The following is a 26,472-nucleotide window of genomic DNA, read 5'->3' on the forward strand; positions in this document are numbered from 1 at the left end:
ACATTCACTCCGGCCCACCCCAGCGTGCGCCCGCCCGCCGCCCCTCACATACCCGAGCGGCTCAGACGTACTCCGTCGGAATGACCGCCTCGCCGCGCGACAGCTGCGTCGCCGACAGCGGCAGACCGCCCCGCGCGGTCGCGTGCCGTTCGCGGACGACGTCCAGGGGCTCCCGGGAGAGCACCCGCCCGTCCTTGACCAGCGGGACCAGCAGCTGACGGTCCCGGAGGTCGTCCGGCACCGGCCCGGTGCCGATCACCTCGGCCTCCGCCACCCCGTGCTCGTCCAGCCGCCGGGCCGCCCACTTGCGGCCCCCGACGGACGTCTTCCCGCCGCTGGACTTCTTCGCCACCGGCACCAGCGGGTCCGTGGGGTCCGCCGACTCCGCCCGGGCGACGAGCTTGTAGACCATCGAACAGGTGGGGTGCCCCGAGCCGGTCACCAGCTGCGTCCCGACGCCGTACGCGTCCACGGGCGCCGCCGCGAGCGAGGCGATGGCGTACTCGTCGAGGTCCGAGGTCACGATGATCCGGGTGTCCGTCGCGCCCAGCTCGTCCAGCTGCTGCCGCACCCGGTGGGCGACGAGGAGCAGGTCGCCGGAGTCGATGCGCACGGCGCCGAGCTCGGGCCCGGCGATCTCCACGGCGGTCCGTACGGCCTCGGTGACGTCGTAGGTGTCGACGAGCAGCGTGGTGCCGCGGCCCAGCGAGTCCACCTGGGCCTGGAAGGCGTCCCGCTCGCGGTCGTGCAGCAGGGTGAAGGCGTGGGCGCTGGTGCCCACCGTCGGGATGTCGTAGCGGAAGCCGGCGGCCAGGTCCGAGGTGGAGGTGAAGCCGCCGACGTACGCGGCGCGCGAGGCGGCCACGGCGGCCAGCTCGTGCGTGCGCCGGGCGCCCATCTCGATCAGCGGGCGCCCCCCGGCGGCGCTGGACATCCGGGAGGCGGCGGCCGCGATCGCCGAGTCGTGGTTGAGGATGGACAGGATCACGGTCTCCAGGAGCACGCACTCCGCGAAGGTGCCCTCGACCCGCATGATCGGCGAGCCCGGGAAGTACACCTCGCCCTCCTGGTAGCCCCACACGTCCCCGCCGAAGCGGTAGCCGGCGAGCCAGTCGAGGGTCTCGGCGTTGACGATGGAGCGCTCGCGCAGGAAGCCGAGGACGCCCGGGTCGAAACGGAAGTTCTCCACGGCGTCCAGCACCCGTCCGGTGCCGGCGACCACGCCGTACCGGCGTCCCTCCGGAAGCCGCCTGGTGAAGACCTCGAACACCGATCGCCGCTCGGCCGTGCCCGCCTTCAAGGCGGCCTGCAGCATCGTGAGTTCGTAGTGGTCCGTGAAGAGCGCGGTCGAGGGAACGTCGACCGGCAAACCAAGGTCCGCTGTGTTCATGGCAAGGGATCGTACTCCCATTTCGTCAGTCTGACGATTTCAGGTCGATCTCCGGTCGATCTCCGGTCGGTCTCCGGTCGATCGCTGGCCGATCCGCGCCGGATCGATTCTCGTAGCCCCAGGTCGGAGGCCCGCATTTGTGCGGGCACCCCCCTGTGGTGGCAGCATGGGCGGTGTGACGGCAGCCGTACCCATGGAGATCGAGAAGACCGAGTCGGCGGAGGAGGTCTTCGCCGTACCCGAACCCGACGTGCCGTGGGTGACGATCGTCCACAACGACCCCGTGAACCTCATGAGCTACGTGACGTATGTCTTCCAGACGTACTTCGGGTACCCGAAGGACAAGGCCACCAAGCTCATGCTCGACGTCCACCACAAGGGCCGCGCGGTCGTCTCCAGCGGAACACGCGAGGAGATGGAACGCGACGTGCAGGCCATGCACGGCTACGGTCTGTGGGCCACCCTCCAGCAGGACCGGAAGTAGCGACGCACCTGATGCCAGGACAATTCGAATCGCTCCCCGGCGGCGGCGCGGCCGTCGCGCTCGACGAGGTCGAGATCTCCATCATCCGCTCGCTGGCGGTGCAACTCCTGGAGCTGATCGGGCCGGGGCCCGCCGAGGACGCCCCCGACGACCCGCTCGCCGAACTCTTCGCCGATGGCCCGAGCGAACCGCCCAAGGACCCCGTCCTGCTCCGGCTGTTCCCGGACGCCTACAGCGACCCCGAGGGCACCCCGACGGCCCGGGAGGCCGAGGAGCAGCGGGCGTACTCCTCGGAGTTCCGCCGCTTCACCGAGAACGACCTGCGGGCCGGCAAGCGCGACAACGCCCTCGCGGTGATCCACTCCCTGGACGCGCTGGCCGCGGCCGGTGAGGGCGGGGCCGTGCTCAAGCTGTCGACCCAGGAGTCCCGGCAGTGGCTCGGCTGTCTCAACGACCTGCGGCTGGCCATCGGCTCCCGCCTCGACGTCGTCGACGAGGAGGACACCGACCTCCTCTACCACCTGCCGGACGAGGACCCGCGCAAGCCGATGGTGATGGCGTACCTGTGGCTGGGCGGCCTCCAGGACTCGCTCGTCGAGACGTTGACCCCCTGAGACCCGGGAACGCGACCGGGACCCTTCGTCGCCGAGGTGCTGGTGAAGCGCTTCGACGTGGCCTTTTCATCTTTCCGTCTCTCCGGATTCGCTGCCCGTTCGCTCAGGGAACACTCAAATCCGGATAACGATCCCGTCACCGGTCCTGGGCTTCTGTGCCCAGGGCCGGATCTGTGTGAGGCGGGTCACCCAAGTGGCAGTAAAGCGTGTGGTAGGACTTCCCAAATCCATTTGCGGCGACTCCCCTCGCCGTGAGAGAGAACGTCGGCCATCGTCGGCGTGCAAGACCGAAAGTGAACCGGGCCGGGGCCGCAGGCCACCACCCGGTCGCCGACCGGACAAGGCGTCCGCGCCACGACCACAGCCCGCACCGCTGCTGCACCCCGCCAGCAACGTCCCCGCGCCACCGAGGTAACTCGATGTCACTCGAATCCATCACCAACTCCATCGACGACGCCGTCAGCGGGTTCTTCGAACCCGTGGCCGAAAGCGTTGGTGAGGTCGTCTTCTACACCGTAGGTGTCGGCGACACCGAGCTTCCGCTCATCGTCGCCTGGCTCGTCATCGCCGGCCTGGTCTTCACCGGCTGGTTCGGGCTCATCCAGGTACGCAAGTTCAAACTCGCCCTGGAAGTCGTGCGCGGCAAGTACGACGAGGACGACTCGCCCGGTGAGGTCAACCACTTCCAGGCCCTGACCGCCGCGGTCTCCGGCACCGTCGGTCTCGGCAACATCGCCGGTGTCGCCATCGCCGTCTCCATCGGTGGGGCCGGCGCCACCTTCTGGATGATCCTGTGCGGTCTGCTCGGCATGGCGACCAAGTTCGTCGAGGTCACCCTCGGTGTGAAGTACCGTGAGCAGCACGCGGACGGCACCGTCTCCGGCGGTCCCATGCACTACCTGCCCAAGGGCCTCGCCGAGCGCTTCGGCAGCCGTGGCGCGAAGTTCGGCAAGGTGCTCGCCGTCCCCGCCGCCGTCATGATCCTCTTCTTCGGCCTGTTCGGCGGCAACCTCTTCCAGACCAACCAGAGCTACGCCCAGGTCTCCTCGACCTTCGGCGGCGAGGACGGATTCCTGGCCTCGTCCGCCGGTGCCGTCCTCTTCGGTCTGGTCGTCGCGGCGCTGGTCGGCCTGGTGCTGCTCGGCGGCATCCGCTCCATCGCCTCGGTCACCAGCAAGCTGGTCCCGGCGATGGCCGCCATGTACATCGTGGCCTGCCTGGTCGTCATCATCGGCAACGTCACCGCGGTGCCGGACGCCGTCATGGAGATCTTCCGGCGTGCGTTCGAGCCCCAGGGTGTCGTCGGTGGTGTGATCGGCGCCCTGATCGTCGGCTTCCAGCGGGCCGCCTTCTCCAACGAGGCCGGCCTCGGCTCCGCCCCGATCGCCCACTCCGCGGTCAAGACCAAGCACCCCGCGAGCGAGGGCCTGGTCGCTCTGCTGGAGCCGTTCATCGACACCGTCGTCATCTGCACCATGACCGCGCTGACCATCATCATCGCCAAGCCGGACAGCTGGGCCGAGCGCGCCGCGGGCAACGGGGAAATCGGCGGTGTCACCATCACCTCCGACGCCTTCGCGACCGCGCTGCCCTGGTTCCCGCACCTGCTGACCGTCGCGGTGCTGCTGTTCGCCTTCTCCACGATCCTGACCTGGGGCTACTACGGCCTCAAGGCGTGGTCGTACCTCTTCGGCCGGAGCAAGGCCAGCGAGGTCACCTTCAAGGCCCTGTGGAGCGCGTTCGTCGTCCTCGGCGCCCTGATGTCCCTCGGCTCGCTGATCAGCCTCGCCGACTCGGCCCTGTTCCTGCTCTCGGTCTTCAACATCATCGGCCTCTACCTGCTGGCCCCGGTCGTCAAGCGCGAGCTGAACTCCTTCCTGGGGTTCGTCAAGCGCCGCAAGGCCGGCCTGCCGGAAGCCGACGAGACCCAGGCAGCCGTCAAGGCGCTCGACTGAGCCTCCCCGCCCAGCATGTGGGCCGTCCCGTACCACTCTTCGGTACGGGACGGCCCTCTGCTTATCCTGACGAACATGCTGACCATCACCCAGGCCCTCGTCGACCAGATCGTCGCCCACGCGCGCAAGGACCACCCCGACGAGGCGTGCGGCGTCGTCGCCGGACCGGCGGGCTCGGACCGCCCCGAGCGCTTCATCCCGATGCTGAACGCGGCCATGTCGCCCACGTTCTACGAGTTCGACTCCGGCGACCTGCTCAAGCTCTACCGCGAGATGGACGACCGCGACGAGGAGCCCGTGGTCATCTACCACTCCCACACCGCCACCGAGGCGTACCCCTCGCGCACCGACATCTCCTACGCGAACGAGCCCGGCGCCCACTACGTCCTCGTCTCCACCGCCGACACCGACGGCCTCGGCGACTTCCAGTTCCGCTCGTACCGCATCGTCGAGGGCGAGGTCACCGAGGAGGACGTGCGGATCGTCGAGGTGTACTGATCCGTCGACGGACCACGTTCGCGGCTACGGTGGTCCTGCCCAGGCGTACGCACGCGCACGCACCCAACTGCCCGTGACGGAGACGGCGTTGACACAGCAGACGCGACGACTGCCCGGCCGGCGCCCCACCCTCGACGACGTGGCACGCGGCTCGGGTGTCTCGAAGTCCACCGTGTCACGGGTGATCAACGGCGAGGACAAGGTGCGCGCGGAGGTGGTCGAACGGGTCCGGGAGGTCATCGCCGAACTCGGTTACGTCCCGAACTCCGCCGCCCGCCAACTGGTCACCCGCCGCAACAACGCCATCGCCGTCGTCGCCAGCCAGCCGCAGAACCGGCTCTTCATCGACCCCTTCTTCGACCTCCACATCCGGGGCATCCGCAAGGAACTGGTGGCCCACGGCGCCCAGCCCGTCCTGCTCTTCCTGGAGGAGCCCGAGGAGTACCCCCGGGTCGGTGACTTCCTCGGCGGCGGCCACGTCGACGGTGCCCTGCTGTTCTCCCTGCGCGCCGACGACCCGCTGCCCGGCATGATCGACCGGCTCGGGCTGCCCGCCGTCTTCGGCGGCCGGCCGCTGGTCCGCGACGGCGAGCCCGCGCACGACCGCGTGTACGTCGACGCCGACAACCGGGGCGGGGCCCGCGAGGCCGTCCGCCACCTGGTCGCCCTCGGCCGGGAACGCGTCGCCACGATCACCGGCCCCGTCGGCCAGGAGGCCTCGGCGCTCGACCGCCTGGACGGCTACCGGGACGTCCTGCCGGACGCTTCGCCCCTCCTGATCGAACACTCCGACTACACCCGGCAGGGCGGGGTCGACGCCATGACCGCGCTCCTCGACCGCCGCCCCGACCTGGACGCCGTCTTCGTCGCCTCCGACCTCATGGCCTCCGGCGCGCTCCAGGTGCTGCGCGAGCGGGGCCGCCGGGTGCCGGACGACGTGGCCGTCGTCGGCTTCGACGACCTCGCGCCCATCGCCGAGCACACCGATCCGCCGCTGACCACCGTCCACCAGGACATCGAGGGCATGGGCCGGCTGATGGCCCGGCTGCTGTTCAGCCACGGCGACGACGGCCCCACGGACGGCGGGGCGACGGCGCCCGGCCCCCAGTCGTCGGTGGTCACCCCGACGCGACTCGTCGTACGGCAGTCCGCCTGACAGGCGTACGGGCGGCGGCCGAGCCGGCGTTCGAGCAGTGGCTGAGCGGCGTTCGACCGGGTGACCGAAGCGCCGCTGAGGTGCGTGGTCTCACTCCCCGGCCCGAAACCGTCCGGCATGTGGGATCACATTCCGGGACCCGGACCGGGAATCGATACGATGAGCGCATGGTTTTTGACGACGTGAGCGAGAAGACGCCGGGCGCACTGCTCGTGGCGCGGCTGCACGTCGACCTGTGCAGGCTTGCCAGCGCCATCTGTTGACGCCGACCCCTGCCGCCGTACGGCCGTGAGCCGCGGCGCCGACACCTGTGTGACCACGCACTCCGCGCTGCCGCGCGCCACCGACCCACCACTCCCGACAGGAGCCGCACACCATGGCCATCGAGGTCCGCATCCCCACCATCCTCCGCCAGTACACCGACGGTCAGAAGGCGGTGGAGGGAGCCGGTGACACCCTCGCCGACCTGTTCACCGACCTCGAGAGCCGTCACGCGGGCATCCAGGCGCGCATCGTGGACGGCGGTGAACTGCGCCGCTTCGTCAACGTCTACCTCAACGACGAGGACGTCCGCTTCCTGGAGGGCATCAACACCAAGCTGTCCGACGGCGACAACGTGACGATCCTGCCGGCCGTGGCCGGCGGCATGGCCTGATCACCCATGCGCTACGACTCCCCGCTGGCCGCGGTGGGCAACACCCCTCTGGTGTGCCTGCCGCGGCTGTCGCCGTCCGCCGACGTCCGGATCTGGGCGAAGCTGGAGGACCGCAACCCGACGGGTTCGGTCAAGGACCGGCCCGCCCTGCACATGATCGAGCAGGCGGAGAAGGAGGGGCGGCTGACCCCCGGCTGCACGATCCTGGAGCCCACCTCGGGCAACACGGGCATCTCCCTCGCCATGGCGGCCAAGCTCAAGGGCTACCGCATGGTCTGCGTCATGCCCGAGAACACCTCGCAGGAGCGGCGTGAGCTGCTCGCCATGTGGGGCGCCGAGATCATCCCGTCCCCGGCCGCCGGCGGCTCCAACACGGCCGTACGCGTCGCCAAGGAGCTCTCCGCCGAGCACCCCGACTGGGTGATGCTCTACCAGTACGGCAACCCCGACAACGCGGGCGCCCACTACGCGACGACGGGCCCGGAGATCCTGGCGGACCTCCCCTCCATCACCCATTTCGTCGCCGGTCTCGGTACGACGGGGACGCTGATGGGCGTGGGCCGTTTCCTGCGCGAGCACAAGCCGGATGTGCGGATCGTCGCCGCCGAGCCGCGCTACGACGACCTCGTCTACGGGCTGCGCAACCTCGACGAGGGGTTCGTGCCGGAGCTCTACGACGCGTCGGTCCTCACCACCCGCTTCTCCGTAGGCTCCGCCGACGCGGTGACCCGCACACGGGAGCTGCTGCAGCAGGAGGGCATCTTCGCGGGCGTCTCCACGGGGGCCGCGCTGCACGCCGCGATCGGAGTCGGCAACAAGGCGGTCAAGTCCGGCGAGCCGGCCGACATCGTCTTCGTGGTCGCCGACGGCGGCTGGAAGTACCTGTCGACGGGCGTCTACACCGCCGCGACGACGGAAGAGGCCATCGAGACACTGCAGGGCCAGCTCTGGGCGTAGGGGTGCGTGGCGGGGTGGGCCGGGGTGCGTCGTCGGGTGCGGGTGGGTGGGGTTGCTCGCGCAGTTCCCCGCGCCCCTAAAGACCAGGCCCCTGCGGCCTGGAAGGCGACCGGCGGCGGGCCTGAAAGCATGGGGCGAAGCCCCTGCTTTCAGGGGCGCGAGAACTGCGCGAAGCCCCACCCGAGCCGCACCCGACAACGCACCCCTTCCGCTCCCCGGGACGGCCCACCACCAGCCGAACCGGTGACAGCACAGGTGAGTTCGCCCACAACGGCCCCTGGCGGAGGAGCGACCCACCCTTTTGCGCCTTACGCTCAACGGACCGCACCACTCGTGCTGCACCCATGTCCGTCCTTCGCAACCCCGCCACCCGCAATACGCAACCCGTCTGCACGTCACGACTGACACGACTGTCACGACTTCACGCCAGCGCGGAGGTTCCAGCTCTCATGAAGCTCACCGTCGTCGGCTGCTCGGGGTCGTTCCCTTCCGCGGAATCGGCCTGTTCGAGCTACCTCGTAGAGGCCGACGGCTTCCGGCTGCTCCTCGACATGGGCAACGGTGCCCTGGGCGAGCTGCAGCGCCACTGCGGTCTCTACGACCTCGACGCGATCTTCCTCAGCCATCTGCACGCCGACCACTGCATCGACATGTGCGCGTATTTCGTCGCACGGTACTACCGCCACGACGGCGGCCGCTGCGACCCCATCCCGGTCTACGGACCCGAAGGCACCGAGCAGCGCCTGACCACGGCCTACGCCGACACCCCGTCCGCCTCCTCCATGAGCGAGGTCTTCGACTTCCACACGGTCAAGCCGAGCACGTTCGAGATCGGCCCGTTCACCGTCCACACGGAACGGGTCGCCCACCCCGTCGAGGCGTACGGCATCCGCATCGAACACGGCGGCCGGGTCCTGACGTACTCCGGGGACACCGGCGTCACCGACACCCTGGACGAACTGGCGCGCGACGCCGACCTGTTCCTGTGCGAGGCCGCCTTCACACACGGCAAGGAGAACATCCCGGACCTCCATCTCAACGGCCGCGAGGCCGGTGAGACGGCCGCCCGGGCGGGCGCCCGCCGTCTCGTCCTCACCCACGTCCCGCCGTGGACGGACCCCCAGGTCAACCTCGTCGACGCCCGCGCGGTGTACGACGGCCCGGTGGAGCTGGCGGTGCCCAGGGTGTCGTACGAGATCTGAGGACGCCGCAGGCGATACGCGGTATCCGGGCACGACGTACGCGAGAAGCCGAGCACGACGTACGCGAGAAGCCGAGCACGACGTACGTGAAAGGCCCCCGGAGCGGACTCCGGGGGCCTTTCACGTACGTCGTGCTCGGGGGAGCCGTGGCGGCTACTTCGCCTCCGCCTTCTGGAGCTCGGCGAGCTCCTCGTCCGTCTCCCGGCCGGGGGTCGGCAGGTTGAAGCGGACGATCGCGAACCGGAAGATCACGTAGTACAGGGCGCCGAAGCACAGGCCCACCAGGAGCAGGGCCCAGGGCTTGGTGGCGATGCCCAGGTTGAGGCCGAAGTCGATCACGCCGGCCGAGAAGCCGAAGCCGTCCTTCATGCCGAGCGCCCAGGTCAGGGCCATGGAGACACCGGTGAGCACGGCGTGGATGGCGTACAGGACCGGGGCGATGAACATGAACGTGAACTCGATCGGCTCGGTGACACCGGTGACGAACGAGGTCAGCGCCATGGAGAACATCATGCCGCCGACCACCGCACGGCGCTCCGGGCGGGCGGCGTGGTAGATCGCGAGACAGACGGCCGGCAGGCCGAACATCATGATCGGGAAGAAGCCGGTCATGAACTGTCCGGCGGTCGGGTCACCGGCCAGGAAGCGCGCGATGTCACCGCTCTTGCCCTCGTACGAACCGGCCTGGAACCACGGGAAGGAGTTCAGCAGGTGGTGCATGCCGACCGGGATCAGCGCACGGTTGGCCACACCGAAGACGCCCGCGCCGACCGCGCCGGAGCCGACCAGCCACTCGCCGAAGTGGTGCAGACCCGCGCCGAGGACCGGCCAGATGTAGCCGAAGACGATGCCGATGAGCAGGCCCGCCAGGGCGGCCAGGATCGGCACCAGGCGGCGGCCGCCGAAGAAGCCGGCCCAGTCGGGCAGCTTGGTGCGGTAGAAGCGCTGGTAGAGCAGGGCGACGACCAGGCCCATCACGACGCCGCCGAGGACACCGGCGTTGACCGACGCGTCCACCATCACGACCTTGCCGTCGACGACCGTGGCCTTCTGGGGGAGGTTGGAGTCGGTGAAGGTGCCCAGCACCTTCTGGAAGACGAGGTAACCGACGACCGCGGCGAGGGCGGTCGAGCCGTCCGACTTCTTCGCGAAGCCGATCGCGATGCCGACCGCGAACAGCAGCGGCATGTTGTCGAGGATGGCACCGCCGCCGGCCGCCATGAAGCTCGCGAACTTGGTGATGAACCCGGGGAACGAGTCACTGCCCAGCATGTCCGTGGTGCCGAGCCGGACGAGCAGGGCTGCGGCCGGCAGGACGGCGACCGGCAGCATCAGGCTGCGGCCGATACGCTGCATGACAGCCATCGTGCGGGAGCCCCAGCTGGGGCCCTTGTTGTCTGCGGCCGGGGGAGCGGCGCTGGCCGTGGTCACAACTTCCTCCATGAGAGCAGGGCGCCGCCCGGGGACGGGAGAGTGGGGGAGGGGCAGCACGGAGAGGTCTACACCATTCAGTGGTGTAGACCTGTTGTAGCACGGTGGGGGGCGGCCAAGGAACCCGCGATTCCCGTTTTATGCCTTCGTGATGTCGCCGGGACTTCACCCCTTGTCCCCGGGCCCGCTTGGCGGGCATGCCCCGCGTGGTGTAGACCAGTCGCGAACGATTCGCAACGGTCATCAGGGAGAGACGCCATGGCCACCAAGGCTGAGAAGATCGTCGCCGGGCTCGGCGGCCTCGACAACATCGACGAGGTCGAGGGCTGCATCACCCGCCTGCGCACCGAGGTCCATGACGCCTCCCTCGTCGACGAGGCCGCCCTCAAGGCCGCCGGCGCGCACGGCGTCGTCAAGATGGGCACCGCCATCCAGGTCGTCATCGGCACCGACGCCGACCCCATCGCCGCGGAGATCGAGGACATGATGTAGGCCCCGAACGCGATGAGGGGGTGTCGCACGACACCCCCTAAGCTCAGCGGCATGTCTCGAATCGACGGCCGCACGCCCGAACAGCTCCGCCCGGTCACCATCGAACGCGGGTGGAGCAAGCACGCCGAGGGCTCCGTCCTCATCTCCTTCGGCGACACGAAGGTCTTCTGCACCGCCTCCGTCACCGAAGGCGTCCCCCGCTGGCGCAAGGGCAGCGGCGAGGGCTGGGTGACCGCCGAGTACTCCATGCTCCCCCGCGCCACCAACACCCGCGGCGACCGGGAGTCCGTACGCGGCAGGATCGGCGGCCGCACCCACGAGATCTCCCGCCTCATCGGACGCTCCCTGCGCGCCGTCATCGACTACAAGGCGCTCGGCGAGAACACCATCGTCCTCGACTGCGACGTCCTCCAGGCCGACGGCGGCACCCGCACGGCGGCCATCACCGGCGCGTACGTCGCGCTGGCCGACGCCGTGTCCTGGGCCCAGGGCAAGAAACTGATCAAGGCCAACCGCCAGCCCCTCACCGGCACCGTCTCGGCCGTCTCCGTCGGCATCGTCGGCGGCGTCCCCCTCCTCGATCTCCGCTACGAGGAGGACGTGAAGGCCGACACGGACATGAACGTCGTCTGCACCGGCGACGGTCGCTTCGTCGAGGTCCAGGGGACCGCCGAGGCCGAGCCGTTCGCCCGCGAGGAGCTCAACTCCCTGCTGGACCTTGCCGTTTCCGGCTGTGACGAACTGGCTGCCCTCCAGCGCAAGGCGCTTGATACGGTCCTCGAAAGGTAAAGAAGGGTAAAGGGCGCGCCAAGGGCGACGGCCGCCGGTGGCAACCACCGCGGCCCCGCCCGCGTCCTTGCACATACGGGTGCACGGCACACCACCGTGCACCCGGCCACACCGCAGTAGCCGTTCATGCGCCACACAGGGGGCCGTCAGGCCTGCACCCAGTTCCCCAGGAGGACCGTTCCATGGCCGCGAGTCGCCGACGTCGTACGACCACCATCGCCGGAGCCGTAGCCGCCGTCGCCCTGACGGTCGGGCTCACCACCGGCTGCGACGCCGTGAACAAGGCCCTGGACTGCGTCCAGACCGCCGACGCCATCGCCCAGAGCGTGAACGACCTCCAGCAGGCCGTCCAGAACGCGGCGGACGACCCCACGCAGCTGGAGGAGTCCCTCGCCTCCATCGACAAGAACCTCGACGAGATCGGCGACAAGACCGACAACGCCGACGTCAACAAGGCCGTCGACTCGCTCCAGAAGGCCGTCACCGACACCCAGACCGCCGTGGAGAACGGGGACGCCACCCCCGACATCAGCGGCATCACCGACGCGGCGGGCGAACTGACGAAGGTCTGCACGTCGTAACCCCGCGGAACCCGGCCGAGGCGGAACTCGGCTGGACCCGGTGAGACTCGGCGGAGCCGGGCGGCGGGGATCGCGATACTGGTGGGCATGACCCGCCTGATCCTCGCCACCCGCAACGCCGGCAAGCTCACCGAACTGAAGGCCATCCTCGCCGACGCCGGTCTGACCCACGACCTCGTCGGCGCCGACGCCTACCCGGACGTCCCCGACGTCAAGGAGACCGGCGTCACCTTCGCCGAGAACGCCCTGCTGAAGGCCCACGCCCTCGCGCAGGCCACAGGCCTCCCCGCCATCGCCGACGACTCCGGCCTCTGCGTCGACGTCCTCGGCGGCGCCCCCGGCATCCTCTCCGCCCGCTGGGCCGGCCGCCACGGCGACGACAAGGCCAACCTGGAACTGCTCCTCGCCCAGCTCGGCGACATCGCCGACGAACACCGCGGCGCCCACTTCGCCTGCGCGGCCGCCCTGGCCCTGCCGGACGGCGCGGAGCGGGTGGTCGAGGGCCGGCTGAGGGGCGTACTGCTGCACTCCCCGATCGGCACGAACGGCTTCGGCTACGACCCGATCCTCCGGCCGGACGGCGACACGAGGAGCTGCGCCCAGCTGACGGCGGAAGAGAAGAACGCGATCAGCCACCGGGGGCAGGCGTTCCGGGGGTTGGTGCCGGTGCTGCGGGAGCTGTTGGGCTGAGGCGCGTGCACGAGGAAGGTCCGGCTTGCGGAAGCCGCAAGCCGGACCTTGGAAATGAAGGTGAGTGCGGCCTGAGGGACTCGAACCCTCACGGGATTGCTCCCATCGCGCCCTAAACGCGAGGCGTCTGCCAGTTCCGCCAAGGCCGCCCTGCCGCCCGTCGTCGAGCATGACGGGCGGCTGCAAGTGTACGGTGATCGATGCCTATCCGGCGAGCGACGTTCGCTCTTTCTGTCGGCACCATGTATCTGTCAGCGCGTGGCAGTTCGGGCACAGGTACCGCAGGTTCTCCCGACGGTTGTCGTGCCAGTCCCCGTTGATGTGGTCGATCTGCAAGGTGATGCTACGGCCCAGCCATTCACCGGTGTTGCCGCAACTCATGCATGTGTACGGCACTCCGATTTCGGTCAGGGCCCGGTGCAGTTGGGCCCTGTTGGTCCGCCCGGCGTCCGGGGGCAGAACGACAAGCACGCGATGAGCCGTCGGTGTGGGGGCCCGCCTATCCACTTTGCCCCAGGTGCGGCGCTTGAAGTGGCTGGTGTCGAGGCCGAGGCGCGCCGCAGCTCGCTGCACGCGTCGATGGTTGGTGTAACTGACAACCAGACCGAGTCCACGCATCACGTCGGCATAGCTGGATGCCTGGGGGACCAGGGTGCGAAGTGCTTCCTCGTCAAGGGATACCCGGGTGTGAGTGAAGTGCTCGGTGTCGATGTGCCGCTCACGCAGCATGCGTAGCAGCGTGGCGCGCGAGCGGCTGTCGTCCGGAACGCCCAGTGCTCGCGCCACTCCGCGCACGCTGTCCGCTGAGACCGTGGCCGCCTTCAACTCCTCGGTGGTGAAGGGCAGGTCCAGCTCAACACGGTCGATGCCGGGGAAGTGGCTGATGTCGATTCCTGCCGCGTCGATGCGGCGTCGGATGTGGGAAAGCGTGCCGGTGGCCGGAGTGGCGCCCAGCTTCAGCGCTACCTCGCGCAGTGAGGAGGACGTGGCGGTGGCTTCGACGATGGCGGCGTCCGGATATTTGCGCCACGGGCTGCGCTTGACGAAGTGGCTCGTGTCGAGTCCGTGGCGTGCCACCTTCTCCTGGAGTACGCGTCGTTGCCCCCCGCTTGTCTTGAGTCCGAGTCTGCGCATCAAGTCGTTCCAGTTGCGAGCTTCGGCGACGGCTGGTGAGAGCCGCCCCTCGCTGTACACGCTGTCCCCCATGGAACCTTCTCCGTTCCGGCCGCATGTTCGTGGCTCGTACGGAGAAACGAACTATTCGTCGGACGGTCACGGCGGTGCTGATGTGGTGTGGGTCACCAGGCAAGCCCTCAGGGCTTTCGGGCGGCGTGTGGCCGAGGACTGGCCCCGGGGTGCTTGACCGAGGAGCACAGGCCGGGTGTCGGAACGGCCCGTGCCGGGTGATCCGGTGCGGGCCGTTCTGTGGGGCGGAGGTGTGGAACGGAGGTGGGGCGGTAGTGGGGGTCAGATGCCCAGGTCCTTGATGATCTTCGCTACGTGGCCCGTCGCGCGGACGTTGTAGAGGGCGTGTGCCACCTTGCCCTCCTCGTCGACGATGATCGTGGAGCGGATGACGCCCAGGTACGTCTTGCCGTAGTTCTTCTTCTCGCCGAAGGCCGCGTACGCGTCCAGCACCGTCTTGTCCGGGTCGCCGAGAAGGGTGACCTTCAGGGACTCCTTCTCGCGGAACTTGGCGAGTTTCTCGGGCTTGTCGGGGGAGATGCCGATCACGTCGTACCCGGCGTCCGCGAGGAGCTCCAGGTTGTCGGTGAAGTCACAGGCCTGCTTGGTGCAGCCCGGGGTCAGGGCGGCCGGGTAGAAGTAGACGATGACCTTGCGGCCCTTGTGGTCGGACAGGGACACCTCGTTGCCGTCGGCGTCCGGGAGGGTGAAGGCGGGGGCCACGTCCCCGGGTTGGAGTCGCTCGCTCATCGGTCCAGCGTAATGGCGGGCCCTGGCGGTCCCGTGCCGGGTGGAGCTGACAGACTGTGCGGAACCAAGGGATTTCAGGGACAACCGACTACGGGAGGCCGCGCGGTGGCGGAGAGCTCGGACATCAGGACCCCGGCCGAGATCGAGGCGGACATCAAGCGCCGCCGTGAGAACCTCGCCGAGACGCTCGACGAGATCGGCGTCCGGGTGCATCCCAGGACCATCGTGGGCGACGCCAAGGCCAAGGTCGCCTCCAACATCGACCACACCCTCGGCGCGGCGTACGTCTCGGTCAACCGTGTGGTCAGTGACGTCAGGGGCCAGTTCGTCGACGAGGACGGCGCGCCCCGGGTCGAGCGCATCGTGCCCGTCGCCCTCGTGGTCGTCGCGGTGGTGGGGCTCCTCGCCCTCGGCACTCGGCGTCGTCGGGTCTGACGGGGACAGGTAGGTTCGGGGTGTGAGCGAGAAGACCCAGCACGACGACAAGTTGCCCATTCGGATGCTGCACGACCGTGTGCTCGTGCGGCAGGACACCGCCGAGGGCGAGCGGCGTTCCGGCGGCGGCATCCTGATCCCCGCGACGGCGGCCGTCGGCCGGCGTCTCGCCTGGGCCGAGGTCGTCGCGGTCGGCCAGAACGTCCGGACCGTCGAGCCCGGCGACCGGGTCCTCTACGACCCCGAGGACCGTGCCGAGGTGGAGGTGCGGGGCGTGGCGTACGTCCTGATGCGGGAGCGCGATCTGCACGCCGTGGCCGCGGACCGGTTCGAGGGGTCGGAGGACTCCACGGGCCTGTATCTCTGAGATGCGTCTCTGAGATGTATCTATGACTCCGAGATGTATCTCTGCGATGCGTCTCTGATTCGCAGGCTGTGACAGGCGGTGGGGGCTGGTGAGCATGGTCACCAGCCCCCACCGCCTTCTGCTTGTGCCGGGGCTACCCGAACGGTCCCACCGAGGTGTCGCCTCCCGAGTTCGCTCCGCCGTCGCCGGTTCCTCCGTCGGCTGTGGCTCCGCCGGTGGAGGAGGCTCCTCCGTCGGCTGTCCCTCCGCCGGTGGAGGTCGCTCCGCCGTCGGTCGAGGTGCCGCCGGTGGAGGCCGTTCCGCCGTCCGTCGTCGCCCCGCCCGTGGAACTCGTGCCGCCGTCGGTGGTGGGTGTGCCGCCGCCGGTGGTGGTGCCGTTGTCGGTGCTGTCGTCCGTCGGGCCGCCGGGCTCCTCGTCGCCCGTGGGGCCGCCGGTCTCCTCGTCGCCGGTGGCGCTGGGCTCCTCGGCCGGGGTGCTGGGCGGGGTGATCACGACGTCCGCGCCGACCTGGAGGTCGAGGTCGAACTCCTTGACCTTCTTGCCCTTCAGGGCGGCCTTGGTGAACTGCGCCCAGATCTGGGTGGGCGCCCCACCGCCGTTGATGCGGGGCAGACCCATCGCGCCGTAGAGCGGCTTGTGGATGCCCGTCTTGGGGTCTTGGCCCATCACGGAGACGACGGTGGCGAGGTCGGGGGTGTAGCCCGCGAACCAGGCCGCCTTGTCCTCCTCGGCGGTGCCCGTCTTGCCGGCGACCGGGTGACCGGAGGCCTGCGCGGCGGTGGCGGTGCCGTTCTGGACGACGCTCCGCAGGACGGAGGTGGTGGTGTCGGCGGCCTTGCGGCTGACGGCCTGGGTGGACTCCGTGCTCGGGAGCTTGATCACCTCGCCGTCCTTGCTGATCTTCTCGATCATCGTGTACGTGCCGTGCTTGCCGTGGTTGGCGAGCGTCGCGTACGCCTCCGTCATGTCGAGGACGCTCGCGGTGGCGGTGCCCAGGGCGATGGACGGGTACGGGTTCATGTCCGGCGTGTTCTTGGGCAGCCCGAGGTCGATCGCGGTCTTCTCGATCTTCTCGGGGCCGACGTCCACGGCCATCTGCGCGTACACCGAGTTCACGGAACTCTCGGTGGCCTGGCGGACGGAGATGTTGCCGTAGTTGACGTAGTCCTCGTTCTCGGGGGCGTACGCCGGGCCGGGCCAGCCCGTCACGGGGCGCTTGTTGGTGCCGTCGTAGACGGTGTTCGGGGTGATCGCCTGGCCGCTCTGGGTGTTGGAGGCGTTCTCCACGGCGGCGGTGAACACGAACGGCTTGAAGGTGGAGCCGACCTGGAAGTCACGGCGGGTCGCGTTGTTGACGTACTGCTTGGTGTAGTCGATGCCGCCGTACATCGCGATGACCTTGCCGGTCTTCGGGTCGATGGAGACACCGCCGGCGCGTACGTAGTTGTCGACCTTGCGGTTCTTCTTGTCGAGCTTGTCCATCAGCTGGTCGTCGACGGCCTTGATGAAGGCGTTCTGCATCTTGGGCTGGATGGTGGTGGTGATGCGGTAGCCACCGCCGTTCTCCAGCGCCTCCTCGTCGATGATCTTGTGGTCGTAGAGGTACGACTTGATGGCCTCGACGAGGTAGCCGCGCTGGCCGGAGAAGGCGCTGGGCGTGATGGCCTGCTTCGGCATCGGGAACTTCGCGCCGGTGCGCTCGGACTGCTTGAGCCAGCCCTCCTTCACCATGCCGTCGAGGACGTAGTTCCAGCGGGCGACCGCCGCGTCCTTGTTCTCCGGGTGGGCGACGACGTCGTACACGCTCGGCGCGTTGACGAGCGCGGCGAGGTACGCGCCCTGCTCGGCGGTGAGTTCGTCGGCGTCGACGCCGTAGTAGGCCTGGGCGGCGGCCTGGATGCCGTAGGCGTTGCGGCCGAAGAAGCTGGTGTTGAGGTAGCCCTCCAGGATCTCGTCCTTGGTGACCTCGCGGTCCAGCTTGATCGCGATGAAGAACTCCTTCACCTTGCGGGTGACGGTCTGGTCCTGGGCCAGGTAGTAGTTCTTCACGTACTGCTGGGTGATGGTGGAGCCGGACTGCTTGCCCTTGCCGGTCGCGGTGTTCCAGCCGGCGCGGACCATCGCCTTGAGGTCGATGGCCGGCTCGGAGTAGAAGTCGCGGTCCTCGGCGGCCAGTACGGCGTGCTGGGCGGCCTTGGAGACCTTCGACAGCGGGACGTTCTCGCGGTTGACCTCGCCGTCGCGGGCGATCTGGGTGCCGTCCGCGTAGAGGTAGACGTTGCTCTGCTTGGTCGCGGCGTCCTGCGGCTTGGGGATGTGGACCATGTTGTAGCCCAGCACGAAGGCGCCGACGATCAGCATGATGCCGACCACGAAGGCGCCGAGCACCATGCGCCAGGTGGGGATCAGGCGCCTGAAGCCGGTGCGCTTGGGCCGCTTGGGCTTCTTGCCCTTGCCGCCGCCCGCGGGGGCCGGGGTGATGTCGGGCACGGCGGCGGTCGCGGTGGCGGCAGCGGTGGCGACCGTGGGGCCGGTCCCGGGGGCCGCCTTCTCGGCGGAGACGACGCCGAGCGCCTGCGTGGGCGTGTCGGCGCCCGGCCGGGCGGCGGCGGGGGCGACTTCCGGGCGGCCGGGGTGATCCCCAGGGTGGTGGTGGGGGTGTCGTCAGCGCGCCCGCCCGGCGCCGCACCGGGGGCACGAGGGGTCTGAGCGCCGGTGGACTTGGTGGCGGAGGTCGCGGCGGTGTCGCCGTCGCGAGGGGGCGGGGTGCCTCCGCCGCCACGCCGGCGGAAGCTGCGGACCCGGCGGAAGCTGCGGCCCCTGAGGCCCCTGAGGCCCCTGAGGCCCCGGCGAGCCCGGCGGCCTTGGCGGCGCGGGCCGCGCGGGCGGCCCTCGCGGCCCGGGCGTCCGGCACCCCGGCCGCCTTGCCGTCGCGCCCGGCGTCACGGCCGCCTGCGGAGTCGCCACCGCGCACGCCACCGGTCTGGCCGTCGCGAGCACCGGTGGGCTGACCGTCCCGAGCGCCTGCGGGCGGCCGCCGCGACCGCCGGTCTGCCGGCCGTCGCGCGCGCCGGTGGACCCGCCGTCGGCGGGTGACGCCGACTCGGTCCGCGGCGCCTGCCCGGCCGTTGCACCGGTCTGCCCGCCGGATGCCGAGGCGGGAGGGCGGAGCCGGGCTTGCCGCCGGGCGCCGCGCCGGGCCTCCCGCCGGGTGCTGTCGCCGACTGGCCGTCGGACGCCGTGCCGGGCCGTCCGTCCGGCCGTGTGCCGGACGCGGGGCCGGGCTTGCCGCCGGGCCTCCCGCCGGCACCGGAGGCACCGGAAGCACCGGCTGCCTCGCCTGAGCGTGCGCCGGAAGTCGGGTCGGGCTGTCCGCCGGGTGCCGAGCTGGCCTCCCGCCGCCGGAAGCGCCGGAAGTGCCAGGGCCGCCGGACGCGCCCGAAGCCGTGCCGGAGCGCGGGCCGGAAGGCGGGTGGGGTTGCCCTCGGAGGAGGGTCCGGGCGGGCGCCGGAGGTCGCCGGAGGTCGGCCGTTCGGCTGTCCGTCGGACGCGGCTCCCTTGCCGGAGGCCGGGCCGGCGTCGCCGGTGGGCGTCTTCCTGGCGGCGTCGGCGTCGGCACCGGGTCCCTGAGGTGTGCCCGGAGTGCGTGGCTCCGGGTCTCTCGGTGCCCAGCCCGGGCCGTTCCGCTTCGGCTGCGGCTCGTCGCTCATCGTGCTGCCGTGCTCCTGATTCCGCGTCGTACGTTCATTTCCGTACGGACTCGTACGCTTTGCGCCCACTCCGGGCCGGTTCTGCGCCCCTGAGTGAAGACTCTCGTACCGTGCGATCCGTTCCCGGATCACGGCACGTGCCCCGCACGCCTCATGAGTGCCACCGTCCGCCCCGCTGTCCGCCCCGAAAACGCGTGGCAGGCCCCTCCGGCCGCGGACTAGGCTTCTTCGCTTCGGCCCGAATCGGTCCAGGCCTCGGCCTTTCGCCTAACTCTTCGCAGCGGATGGGGGTTTCCTCGTGGGCACAGGGCGGTTGTACGCCGCCGTCGCCGCCGGTGGTTTCAGGCGGTACGCGACATATCGGGTGGCCACCGCCGCGGGGGTGTTCACCAACACCGTCTTCGGCTTCATCCTCGCATACACCTACCTGGCCCTCTGGCAGGAGAAGCCCGACCTCGGCGGCTACGACCAAGCACAGGCCCTCACCTATGTATGGGTCGGCCAGGCGATGTTCGCGGTCATGGTGCTGGGAAGCGTCGGCTTCGAGGAGGAGTTGATCGAGCGGATCCGGACGGGTGACATCGCGGTCGACCTGTACCGGCCCGTCGACCTCCAGCTGTGGTGGCTCGCCGCCGACATGGGCCGCGCCCTGTTCCAGCTGCTGGGACGCGGTGTCGTGCCCATGCTGTGCGGCGCCCTCTTCTTCGACCTGGCCCTGCCCTCCGGCCCGCTGCCGTGGCTGGCCTGTCTCGTCGCGGTGGCCCTCGGCGCTCTCGTCAGCTTCGCGATCCGTTACATCGTCGCGCTGTGGGCCTTCTGGCTCCTCGACGGCGCCGGAGCGATGCAGATCACCTGGCTCACCGGAGTCTTCTTCTCCGGGATGCTCCTGCCGCTGAACGTCTTCCCCGGCGCGCTCGGCGACCTCGCCCGCGTCCTGCCCTGGTCCGCGCTGCTCCAGGCCCCGGCGGACGTCCTGCTCGGCGAGGCCGACCCGCTGCGGACGTACGCCTTCCAGCTCGCCTGGGCGGCGGCCCTGCTCGCGGTCGGACGGCTGATCCAGTCGGCGGCGACCCGGAAGGTGGTGGTCCAGGGTGGCTGACGTGGACGAGCGCCCCGCCACGGGCACCGAGCGGGAGCACCCGTTCGCCGAGTACGGCACGTACAGCCGCGTCCGCGACGGGCTGCGCGCCTACCGCATGATCGCCGCCATGTGGATCCGCTCCACGATGGCCTACCGCGCGTCCTTCGCGATGACGACGTTCGGGAACTTCGCGGCGACCTCTTTCGACTTCGTCGCGATCCTGCTGATGTTCTCGCAGGTCGACGAGTTGGGCGGATTCACCCTGCCCGAGATCGCCCTGCTCTACGGCACCTCCGCCGTCGCCTTCGGCCTCGCGGATCTGATGATCGGCTCGATGGACCGGCTCGGGCGCCGGGTCCGCGACGGCACGCTGGACACCCTCCTCGTACGCCCCGTGCCGGTGCTCGCCCAGGTCGCCGCCGACAAGTTCGCGCTGCGCCGCCTCGGCCGGATCACCCAGGGGCTGTTCGTCCTCGGCTACGCCCTGGTTTCCCTCGACATCGCGTGGACCCCGGCCAAGGTGCTGATGATCCCGCTGATGGTGGGGAGCGGCGGGCTGATCTTCGGCGCGGTGTTCGTCGCGGGTGCGGCCTTCCAGTTCGTCGCGCAGGACGCCTCCGAGGTGCAGAACGCCTTCACCTACGGCGGCGTGACCCTCCTGCAGTACCCGCCGGCGCTCTTCGCCAAGGACCTGGTGCGCGGGGTGACCTTCGTCCTGCCGCTCGCCTTCGTCAACTGGGTGCCCGGACTGTACGTCCTGGGCCGCCCCTACCCCCTCGACCTGCCGGCCTGGCTGGCCTTCGCGCCCCCGCTGGTCGGCGTGGCCTGCTGCGCCCTGGCGGGGGTCGCCTGGCGGGCGGGGCTGCGTTCGTATCGAAGTACAGGGAGCTGAGCGTGACAGACAGCGCGTTTGCGACAGACGGCGCGTTCGTGGCCGACAGCGCGTTCATCGAACTCGACCGTGTCGAGAAGGTCTTCGACGTCCGCAGGAAGACCGGGTTCCTGCGCCGGGAGCGGCGTGAGGTGCGGGCGGTCGACTCGATCTCGTTCAGGGTGGCGCGCGGCGAGATGGTCGGCTACATCGGGCCGAACGGCGCCGGGAAGTCCACCACCATCAAGATGCTGACGGGGATCCTGACGCCGAGCGGGGGGCGGCTGCGGGTCGCCGGGATCGACCCGTCCAGGGAACGGACGCGGCTGGCCCGGCGGATCGGGGTGGTGTTCGGCCAGCGGACGACCCTGTGGTGGGACCTCCCCCTCATCGACTCGTACGCGCTGATGCACCGCATGTACCGCATCCCGGACGCCCGTTACCGCGAGAACCTCGACCGGTGCGTCGAACTTCTCGAACTGGGCGAGCTGCTGGACGTGCCCGTACGGCAGCTCTCGCTCGGGCAGCGGATGCGCGGGGACATCGCGGCGGCCCTGCTGCACGACCCGGAGGTGCTGTACCTGGACGAGCCGACGATCGGGCTCGACGTCATCAGCAAGGCCAAGGTCCGCGAGTTCCTCAAGGACCTCAACACCGAGCGGGGCACGACCGTGCTGCTCACCACGCACGACCTCCAGGACATCGAGCAGCTGTGCGGCCGGGTGATGGTCATCGACCACGGGCGTCTGATGTACGACGGCCCGCTGACCGGGCTGCACGAGGTGGGCGAGAGCGAGCGGACGCTCGTCGTGGACCTGGAGCGGGAGCTGCCGCCGATCGAGGCCGCGCCCGCCCGGGTCGTCCGGGTGGAGGGGCCCCGGCAGTGGCTGGCGTTCCCCGCGTCGGAGTCGGCGGCCCCGCTGGTGGCCCGGATCGCGTCCGCGTATCCGCTGGTGGATCTCTCCGTGCGGGAGCCGGACATCGAGGCCGTGATCGCCCAGATGTACGCGCAGCAGGCGGAGCGGGTGGGGAAGGAGGGAGGGGTGGGGAGCCCGGTGCGGCTGTGTCGTAGCCCCCCGTACGGGGTTCCTCGTAGGCTGATTCGCATGACGGACGACCTGCCGGATCTTCCGGCCGCCGCGGACCTTCGTGCCTCCGACGCCGATCGTGAACGAGTCTCCGAGCAGCTGCGGGACGCCCTCGCGGAGGGGCGGCTCGACATGGAGGAGTTCGAGGAGCGGCTGGACGCGACGTACAAGGCGCGGACCTACGGCGAGTTGGCGCCGATCACCCGGGATCTGCCCGGCGCGGGCGCGGTGGCGCCGCCGGCCGTCGTGCCGCAGCCGCCCGTGTCCCTGGTCAAGGGGTCCGCGGCGGACGCGAGTTGGCCGGAGCGGATCGTCGGGGGCGACGGCTCGTCCACCTGGGGTGTGGCGATCATGTCCGGGTTCGAGCGCAAGGGGCGGTGGACCGTGCCCGCGCGGTTCGACTGCTTCGCGTTCTGGGGCGGCGGGGAACTGGACCTGCGGGACGCGTACTTCGCGGAGCGTGAGGTCGTCATCAACTGTGTGGCGATCATGGGCGGGATCAACGTGATCGTGCCGCCCGGCGTCGAGGTCGTGGTCCGGGGCATCGGCATCATGGGCGGCTTCGACCATAGCGAGGAGGGGGTGCCCGGGGAGCCGGGTGCTCCGCGGGTCGTTCTCACCGGGTTCGCGTTCTGGGGCGGGGTCGGGGTAGAGCGGAAGGTGCCCAAGGCCGAGCGCCAGCGGTTGAAGGAGGCGCGCCGGCAGGAGCGGTTGGAACGGCGTGAGGCTCGGCGGGAGTTGCACGCGTCGCATCGCGATCACACGCATGAGATGCGCGAGGCGCATCGGGAGGCGATGGGCCAGGTGCGGGACGCTCTGCGCGACCGGCGGGACGCGGAGCGGGAGCGACGGCGGGGGAGAGGCAACTAGGGGGTGTTTCGAAAGTCCCGCACAGCACCCACGGCGCCCGGCACGCACTCTCGCCGCACCGGCCGAAACCCCAAGTACGTCCAGTACGAGGGCTTTCGTCCGGCACGCCGAGAGCACGCACCGGACACCGCGGGCACCGCACAGGACTTTCGAAACACCCCCTAGGCCGTCTGCCGGGTGCGGGCACGTCGTGGTCGCTCGCGCAGTTCCCCGCGCCCCCTTACGGGCTGCGCCCCTGACGGGGCGCTCCCTCCCGTGTCGCAGTGACCGTCACAGCTTCGCCGGTGCCGATCCCTTCAGTTGCTCCAGGTCGAAGACCTCCGCCATGCGCTCGTAGCCCTTGTCGCTGGGGTGCAGGTGGTCGCCCGAGTCGTAGTCGGGGCGCAGGCTGCGGGGGTCGTACGGGTCGCGCAGGGCCTTGTCGAAGTCCACGTAGGCGTCGTACACGTCGCCGGAGCGGATGATGGCGTTGACGGCCTGGCGGACGGACTCGCGCTGGTCGGAGTAGCCGCGGTGGCCGTGGAACGGCATGAGGGTGGCGCCGACGACGCGCAGGCCCCGCGCGTGCGCCTGCTCGACGAGCCGGCGGAGGCCGTCGGTGATGGCCACGGGGTCGGCCCGGCCGGGGTTCTTCAGGATGTCGTTGACACCGAGGTCGATGACGACGGCCTTGACACCCGTACGGCCGAGCACGTCGCGCTGGAAGCGGGAGAGGCCGCTGGGGTTCTCGGCGGGCCGCCCGTTGCCGTCGGTCAGGACGCGGTTGCCGCTGATCCCCTCGTTGACGACGCTGTAGCGGGGCGCGTCGGAGGAGCCGGCGGCCGCCCGGATCCGTCCGGAGAGGACGTCCGTCCAGCGCCGGTTCTCGTTGACGGTGGAGCTGACGCCGTCGGTGAGCGAGTCGCCGAGGACCACGACCGTGCCCTCGGACTCGTTGCTCAGCACGTCCAGGGCGGTGACGTACCGCCAGTGCAGTGTCTGTGTGGTGTACGGCTCACCGGTGACGTCCGCGACCTGGTCGCCCTCGGCGGTGTAGGAGATCTGCCGCGCGTGCGCGTGGTAGGTCGCCGGGCCGGAGGGGGTCGGGGAGTAGGTGGTGATCAGTACGTCGCTGTCGTGCGGGATCGGCACCCGTACGGCGTCGCTCACCACCTGCCGGCCGGCCGCGATGACGACCGTCGGGTTGCCGGCGAAGGTGAGACGGCGCATGGTCTCGGCCGCCGCGGCCGGGGTGTCGCTCGAAGCGGCGACGGCGAGCGAGGCGTGAGTGATGGTCAGCGGCTGCTGGCCGTAGAGATTGGACAGGGTGACGCGGGCACTCGTACCGGCGGCGGTCGTGTGCACCACGTTGCGCACCGAGCGGCCGGCGAGTCCGTCCCGCTCGGTGCCCGGCTCCGACCCGCTCGGCGACGCGGCCCAGGCTCCGACCCAGACGCCGGTGGAGGCGGGGGCGGCGCTGTTGTGGGGCGCGCGGGCGAAGGTCTCCTGCCGCGGGGTGCCGTCGTCGATGCCGACGCCGACGTATATCGCGGCCGAGACGGCCACGATCAGGGCGGCCATGGCCGCCAGAAGTGCATAACCGTGCTGCTTGGTCATGCGGTGTGTGACTCCTCGGGCTGTGGAGCCCCGAGGCTCCGATGTGATCACCCCATGATGCGTCATGGGATGGGGGTTGCTTGCGAGAACCCCCATCGGTTCCCCCGCCCGGACAGACGCGGGGAACTCCTGTTCCGTTCCGGGAGTCGGTCATGGAGTAGTCCACATCACGTCACCGAGCGGTGAAGAGACGGGAAACGGGACAATGTGTACGGGGGACAGGGAACGGGTGGAGTGAATGGACCGTACGAAAGCGGAAGAAGCGCAGCCCGGGGCGGCGGCGGGCGCCGGGCCGCGCGCCTCGCACCGCACCATGACCACCTTCAGCGCCGCCGACGAGGAGAAGCAGCGCGGCGTTCGGCAGATGAAGCTCATCGCGGCCGGACTGCTGCTCTTCGTGGCGCTGGTCTACGTGCTGGCCAAGTGGGCCGCGCACGAGGGCGCGGGCGCCTGGGCCGGCTATGTCGCGGCGGCGGCCGAGGCGGGCATGGTGGGCGCGCTGGCCGACTGGTTCGCCGTGACCGCGCTGTTCCGGCATCCACTCGGGCTGCCCATCCCGCACACCGCGATCATCCCCACCAAGAAGGACCAACTGGGCGTCTCGCTGGGTGAGTTCGTCGGCGAGAACTTCCTCTCCCAGGACGTCGTACGACAGCGGCTGCGGGCCGTCGGCATCGGCAGCCGGCTCGGCGCGTGGCTCGCCGAGCCGCAGAACGCCGACCGGGTGACGGCCGAACTGGCGACCGCGCTGCGGGGCGCGCTGACCGTGCTGCGCGACTCGGACGTGCAGGCCGTGGTGGGGGAGGCGATCACCCGGCGGGCGAACGCGCAGGAGATCGCGCCCGGTATCGGCAAGATGCTGGAGAAGGTCGTCACCGACGGCGGCCACCGGCGGGTCGTCGACCTGATCTGCACCCGCGCCCACGACTGGCTGGTCCTGCACGACACGCAGGTCATGAACGCCGTCGAGGGCGGCGCCCCGGGCTGGACCCCCCGGTTCGTGGACCGCAAGGTCGGCGAGCGCGTCTACAAGGAACTGCTGCGCTTCGCCACCGAGATGCGCGACTCGCCCACCCACCCGGCGCGCGGCGCCCTGGACCGCTTCCTCACCGACTTCGCCACCGACCTGCAGTCCGACACGGAGACCCGGGCGCGGGTGGAGCGGCTGAAGGGCGAGGTGCTGGGCCGGAGCGAGGTCCAGGACCTGATCGCCTCAGCGTGGACGGCCGTACGGGCGATGATCGTGTCCGCCGCCGAGGACGAGCGCAGCGAGTTGCGGCTGCGGGTGCGCGCGTCCCTGCTGTCGCTGGGGACGCGGATGGCCACCGAGCCGAGCGCGCAGGCCAAGGTGGACAAGTGGGTCGAGGGCGCGGCCGTGCACGTCGTCACCACCTATCGCGCCGAGATCACCTCCCTGATCACCGAGACCGTCGCGAGCTGGGACGCCGAGCACACCACGAAGAAGATCGAGGCCAACATCGGCCGTGACCTGCAGTTCATCCGGATCAACGGCACGGTGGTGGGTTCGCTGGCCGGGCTGCTGATCTACACGGTGTCGCGGGCGCTGGGGGCGTAACCGCTGTCCGGCAGGGCACTCGGGGCGAGTTCGCTCGATGTGGAGGGA

At 70.2% G+C, this 26,472-nt stretch carries 25 protein-coding genes, 1 tRNA gene and 1 pseudogene; 20 read left to right on the forward strand and 7 right to left on the reverse strand.

Annotated elements, in window-relative coordinates; all coding sequences use genetic code 11:
- Nucleotides 1-61: 61 nt before the first annotated feature.
- Complete coding sequence (locus tag E4N62_RS00580) at nt 62-1,390, reverse strand: nicotinate phosphoribosyltransferase (protein ID WP_230211446.1); 1,329 nt, start codon at nt 1,388-1,390, stop codon at nt 62-64.
- A 166-nt stretch (nt 1,391-1,556) separates the two neighbouring features.
- On the opposite strand from E4N62_RS00580, the gene clpS reads away from it, so the two are divergent.
- The 9 genes from clpS to E4N62_RS00620 all read left to right on the forward strand — a co-directional run bounded on the left by clpS (nt 1,557) and on the right by E4N62_RS00620 (nt 8,911).
- Entirely contained in the window at nt 1,557-1,874 is a 318-nt protein-coding gene (gene clpS, locus E4N62_RS00585) for an ATP-dependent Clp protease adapter ClpS (protein ID WP_184893495.1), read from the forward strand.
- A gap of 11 nt (nt 1,875-1,885) precedes the next feature.
- Nucleotides 1,886-2,488 carry a DUF2017 domain-containing protein gene (locus tag E4N62_RS00590; protein WP_230211447.1) on the forward strand — a complete coding sequence of 201 codons (603 nt, stop codon included), beginning with the start codon at nt 1,886-1,888 and terminating at the stop codon, nt 2,486-2,488.
- 419 nt (nt 2,489-2,907) lie between these two features.
- The gene (locus E4N62_RS00595) at nt 2,908-4,443 is read left to right on the forward strand and encodes a sodium:alanine symporter family protein (protein ID WP_230211448.1); all 1,536 of its coding nucleotides are present in this window, start codon (nt 2,908-2,910) and stop codon (nt 4,441-4,443) included.
- A 75-nt stretch (nt 4,444-4,518) separates the two neighbouring features.
- Nucleotides 4,519-4,941, forward strand: a complete 423-nt coding sequence (locus tag E4N62_RS00600; protein WP_230211449.1) for a Mov34/MPN/PAD-1 family protein — start codon at nt 4,519-4,521, stop codon at nt 4,939-4,941.
- Nucleotides 4,942-5,029: 88 nt separating this feature from the next.
- On the forward strand, nt 5,030-6,097 hold the full coding sequence (locus tag E4N62_RS00605; RefSeq protein WP_230211450.1) for a LacI family DNA-binding transcriptional regulator: 1,068 nt from the start codon (nt 5,030-5,032) through the stop codon (nt 6,095-6,097).
- A 167-nt stretch (nt 6,098-6,264) separates the two neighbouring features.
- On the forward strand, nt 6,265-6,360 hold the full coding sequence (locus E4N62_RS49190; RefSeq protein WP_020115562.1) for a putative leader peptide: 96 nt from the start codon (nt 6,265-6,267) through the stop codon (nt 6,358-6,360).
- Nucleotides 6,361-6,473: 113 nt separating this feature from the next.
- Complete coding sequence (locus tag E4N62_RS00610; RefSeq protein WP_230211451.1) at nt 6,474-6,752, forward strand: MoaD/ThiS family protein; 279 nt, start codon at nt 6,474-6,476, stop codon at nt 6,750-6,752.
- A 6-nt stretch (nt 6,753-6,758) separates the two neighbouring features.
- Nucleotides 6,759-7,709, forward strand: a complete 951-nt coding sequence (locus E4N62_RS00615) for a PLP-dependent cysteine synthase family protein (protein WP_230211452.1) — start codon at nt 6,759-6,761, stop codon at nt 7,707-7,709.
- 449 nt (nt 7,710-8,158) lie between these two features.
- Complete coding sequence (locus E4N62_RS00620; RefSeq protein WP_184893507.1) at nt 8,159-8,911, forward strand: MBL fold metallo-hydrolase; 753 nt, start codon at nt 8,159-8,161, stop codon at nt 8,909-8,911.
- Between the two features lie 153 nt (nt 8,912-9,064).
- On the opposite strand, the gene E4N62_RS00625 is transcribed toward E4N62_RS00620, so the two are convergent.
- Nucleotides 9,065-10,342, reverse strand: coding sequence for a PTS transporter subunit EIIC (locus tag E4N62_RS00625; RefSeq protein WP_374116896.1), 1,278 nt, complete (start codon nt 10,340-10,342; stop codon nt 9,065-9,067).
- A gap of 258 nt (nt 10,343-10,600) precedes the next feature.
- Between E4N62_RS00625 and E4N62_RS00630 the strand changes: the two genes are divergently transcribed.
- The 4 genes from E4N62_RS00630 (at nt 10,601) to rdgB (ending at nt 12,894) form a co-directional block, all read left to right on the forward strand.
- Nucleotides 10,601-10,834, forward strand: a complete 234-nt coding sequence (locus E4N62_RS00630; protein ID WP_045560653.1) for a glucose PTS transporter subunit EIIB — start codon at nt 10,601-10,603, stop codon at nt 10,832-10,834.
- Between the two features lie 51 nt (nt 10,835-10,885).
- Nucleotides 10,886-11,623, forward strand: coding sequence for a ribonuclease PH (gene rph / locus E4N62_RS00635; RefSeq protein ID WP_184893511.1), 738 nt, complete (start codon nt 10,886-10,888; stop codon nt 11,621-11,623).
- Between the two features lie 182 nt (nt 11,624-11,805).
- Nucleotides 11,806-12,204 carry a hypothetical protein gene (locus tag E4N62_RS00640; RefSeq protein WP_230211453.1) on the forward strand — a complete coding sequence of 133 codons (399 nt, stop codon included), beginning with the start codon at nt 11,806-11,808 and terminating at the stop codon, nt 12,202-12,204.
- An 87-nt stretch (nt 12,205-12,291) separates the two neighbouring features.
- Complete coding sequence (gene rdgB / locus E4N62_RS00645) at nt 12,292-12,894, forward strand: RdgB/HAM1 family non-canonical purine NTP pyrophosphatase (RefSeq protein WP_230211454.1); 603 nt, start codon at nt 12,292-12,294, stop codon at nt 12,892-12,894.
- A gap of 65 nt (nt 12,895-12,959) precedes the next feature.
- On the opposite strand, the gene E4N62_RS00650 is transcribed toward rdgB, so the two are convergent.
- The 3 genes from E4N62_RS00650 to bcp form a co-directional block, all read right to left on the reverse strand.
- Nucleotides 12,960-13,043, reverse strand: a tRNA-Leu gene (locus tag E4N62_RS00650).
- A 55-nt stretch (nt 13,044-13,098) separates the two neighbouring features.
- Nucleotides 13,099-14,100, reverse strand: a complete 1,002-nt coding sequence (locus E4N62_RS00655; protein ID WP_230211455.1) for an HNH endonuclease — start codon at nt 14,098-14,100, stop codon at nt 13,099-13,101.
- 261 nt (nt 14,101-14,361) lie between these two features.
- Entirely contained in the window at nt 14,362-14,829 is a 468-nt protein-coding gene (gene bcp, locus E4N62_RS00660; protein WP_230211456.1) for a thioredoxin-dependent thiol peroxidase, read from the reverse strand.
- Nucleotides 14,830-14,934: 105 nt separating this feature from the next.
- On the opposite strand from bcp, the gene E4N62_RS00665 reads away from it, so the two are divergent.
- Together E4N62_RS00665 and E4N62_RS00670 are read left to right on the forward strand one after the other, a co-directional pair.
- Entirely contained in the window at nt 14,935-15,264 is a 330-nt protein-coding gene (locus tag E4N62_RS00665; protein WP_230211457.1) for a DUF3618 domain-containing protein, read from the forward strand.
- A gap of 22 nt (nt 15,265-15,286) precedes the next feature.
- Nucleotides 15,287-15,631: a co-chaperone GroES gene (locus E4N62_RS00670; protein ID WP_005486682.1), complete on the forward strand. Its 345-nt coding sequence runs from the start codon at nt 15,287-15,289 to the stop codon at nt 15,629-15,631.
- Between the two features lie 133 nt (nt 15,632-15,764).
- Here the strand turns inward: E4N62_RS00670 and E4N62_RS00675 are convergent, their stop codons facing one another.
- Entirely contained in the window at nt 15,765-18,023 is a 2,259-nt protein-coding gene (locus E4N62_RS00675; RefSeq protein WP_230212341.1) for a transglycosylase domain-containing protein, read from the reverse strand.
- A 1,617-nt stretch (nt 18,024-19,640) separates the two neighbouring features.
- Here E4N62_RS00675 and E4N62_RS00680 point away from each other — a divergent pair.
- The 4 genes and pseudogenes from E4N62_RS00680 to E4N62_RS00695 all read left to right on the forward strand — a co-directional run bounded on the left by E4N62_RS00680 (nt 19,641) and on the right by E4N62_RS00695 (nt 23,252).
- Nucleotides 19,641-20,441, forward strand: a complete 801-nt coding sequence (locus E4N62_RS00680) for an ABC-2 family transporter protein (protein ID WP_230211458.1) — start codon at nt 19,641-19,643, stop codon at nt 20,439-20,441.
- Entirely contained in the window at nt 20,434-21,315 is an 882-nt protein-coding gene (locus tag E4N62_RS00685) for an ABC transporter permease (RefSeq protein ID WP_230211459.1), read from the forward strand. Before E4N62_RS00680 ends, E4N62_RS00685 begins: the two co-directional genes overlap by 8 nt.
- A 38-nt stretch (nt 21,316-21,353) precedes the next feature.
- Nucleotides 21,354-22,319 (forward strand): annotated as a pseudogene (locus tag E4N62_RS00690) (ATP-binding cassette domain-containing protein); the annotation flags it as partial.
- 81 nt (nt 22,320-22,400) lie between these two features.
- The gene (locus tag E4N62_RS00695) at nt 22,401-23,252 is read left to right on the forward strand and encodes a DUF1707 domain-containing protein (protein WP_230212343.1); all 852 of its coding nucleotides are present in this window, start codon (nt 22,401-22,403) and stop codon (nt 23,250-23,252) included.
- 270 nt (nt 23,253-23,522) lie between these two features.
- Here E4N62_RS00695 and E4N62_RS00700 read toward each other — a convergent pair whose 3' ends face one another.
- Complete coding sequence (locus E4N62_RS00700; RefSeq protein WP_230211460.1) at nt 23,523-24,848, reverse strand: SGNH/GDSL hydrolase family protein; 1,326 nt, start codon at nt 24,846-24,848, stop codon at nt 23,523-23,525.
- Nucleotides 24,849-25,086: 238 nt separating this feature from the next.
- On the opposite strand from E4N62_RS00700, the gene E4N62_RS00705 reads away from it, so the two are divergent.
- The gene (locus E4N62_RS00705; protein ID WP_230211461.1) at nt 25,087-26,424 is read left to right on the forward strand and encodes a DUF445 domain-containing protein; all 1,338 of its coding nucleotides are present in this window, start codon (nt 25,087-25,089) and stop codon (nt 26,422-26,424) included.
- Nucleotides 26,425-26,472: the final 48 nt, after the last annotated feature.

The organism is Streptomyces sp. MNU76 (genome assembly GCF_020982545.1).
In the GTDB taxonomy this organism is placed as follows: domain Bacteria; phylum Actinomycetota; class Actinomycetes; order Streptomycetales; family Streptomycetaceae; genus Streptomyces.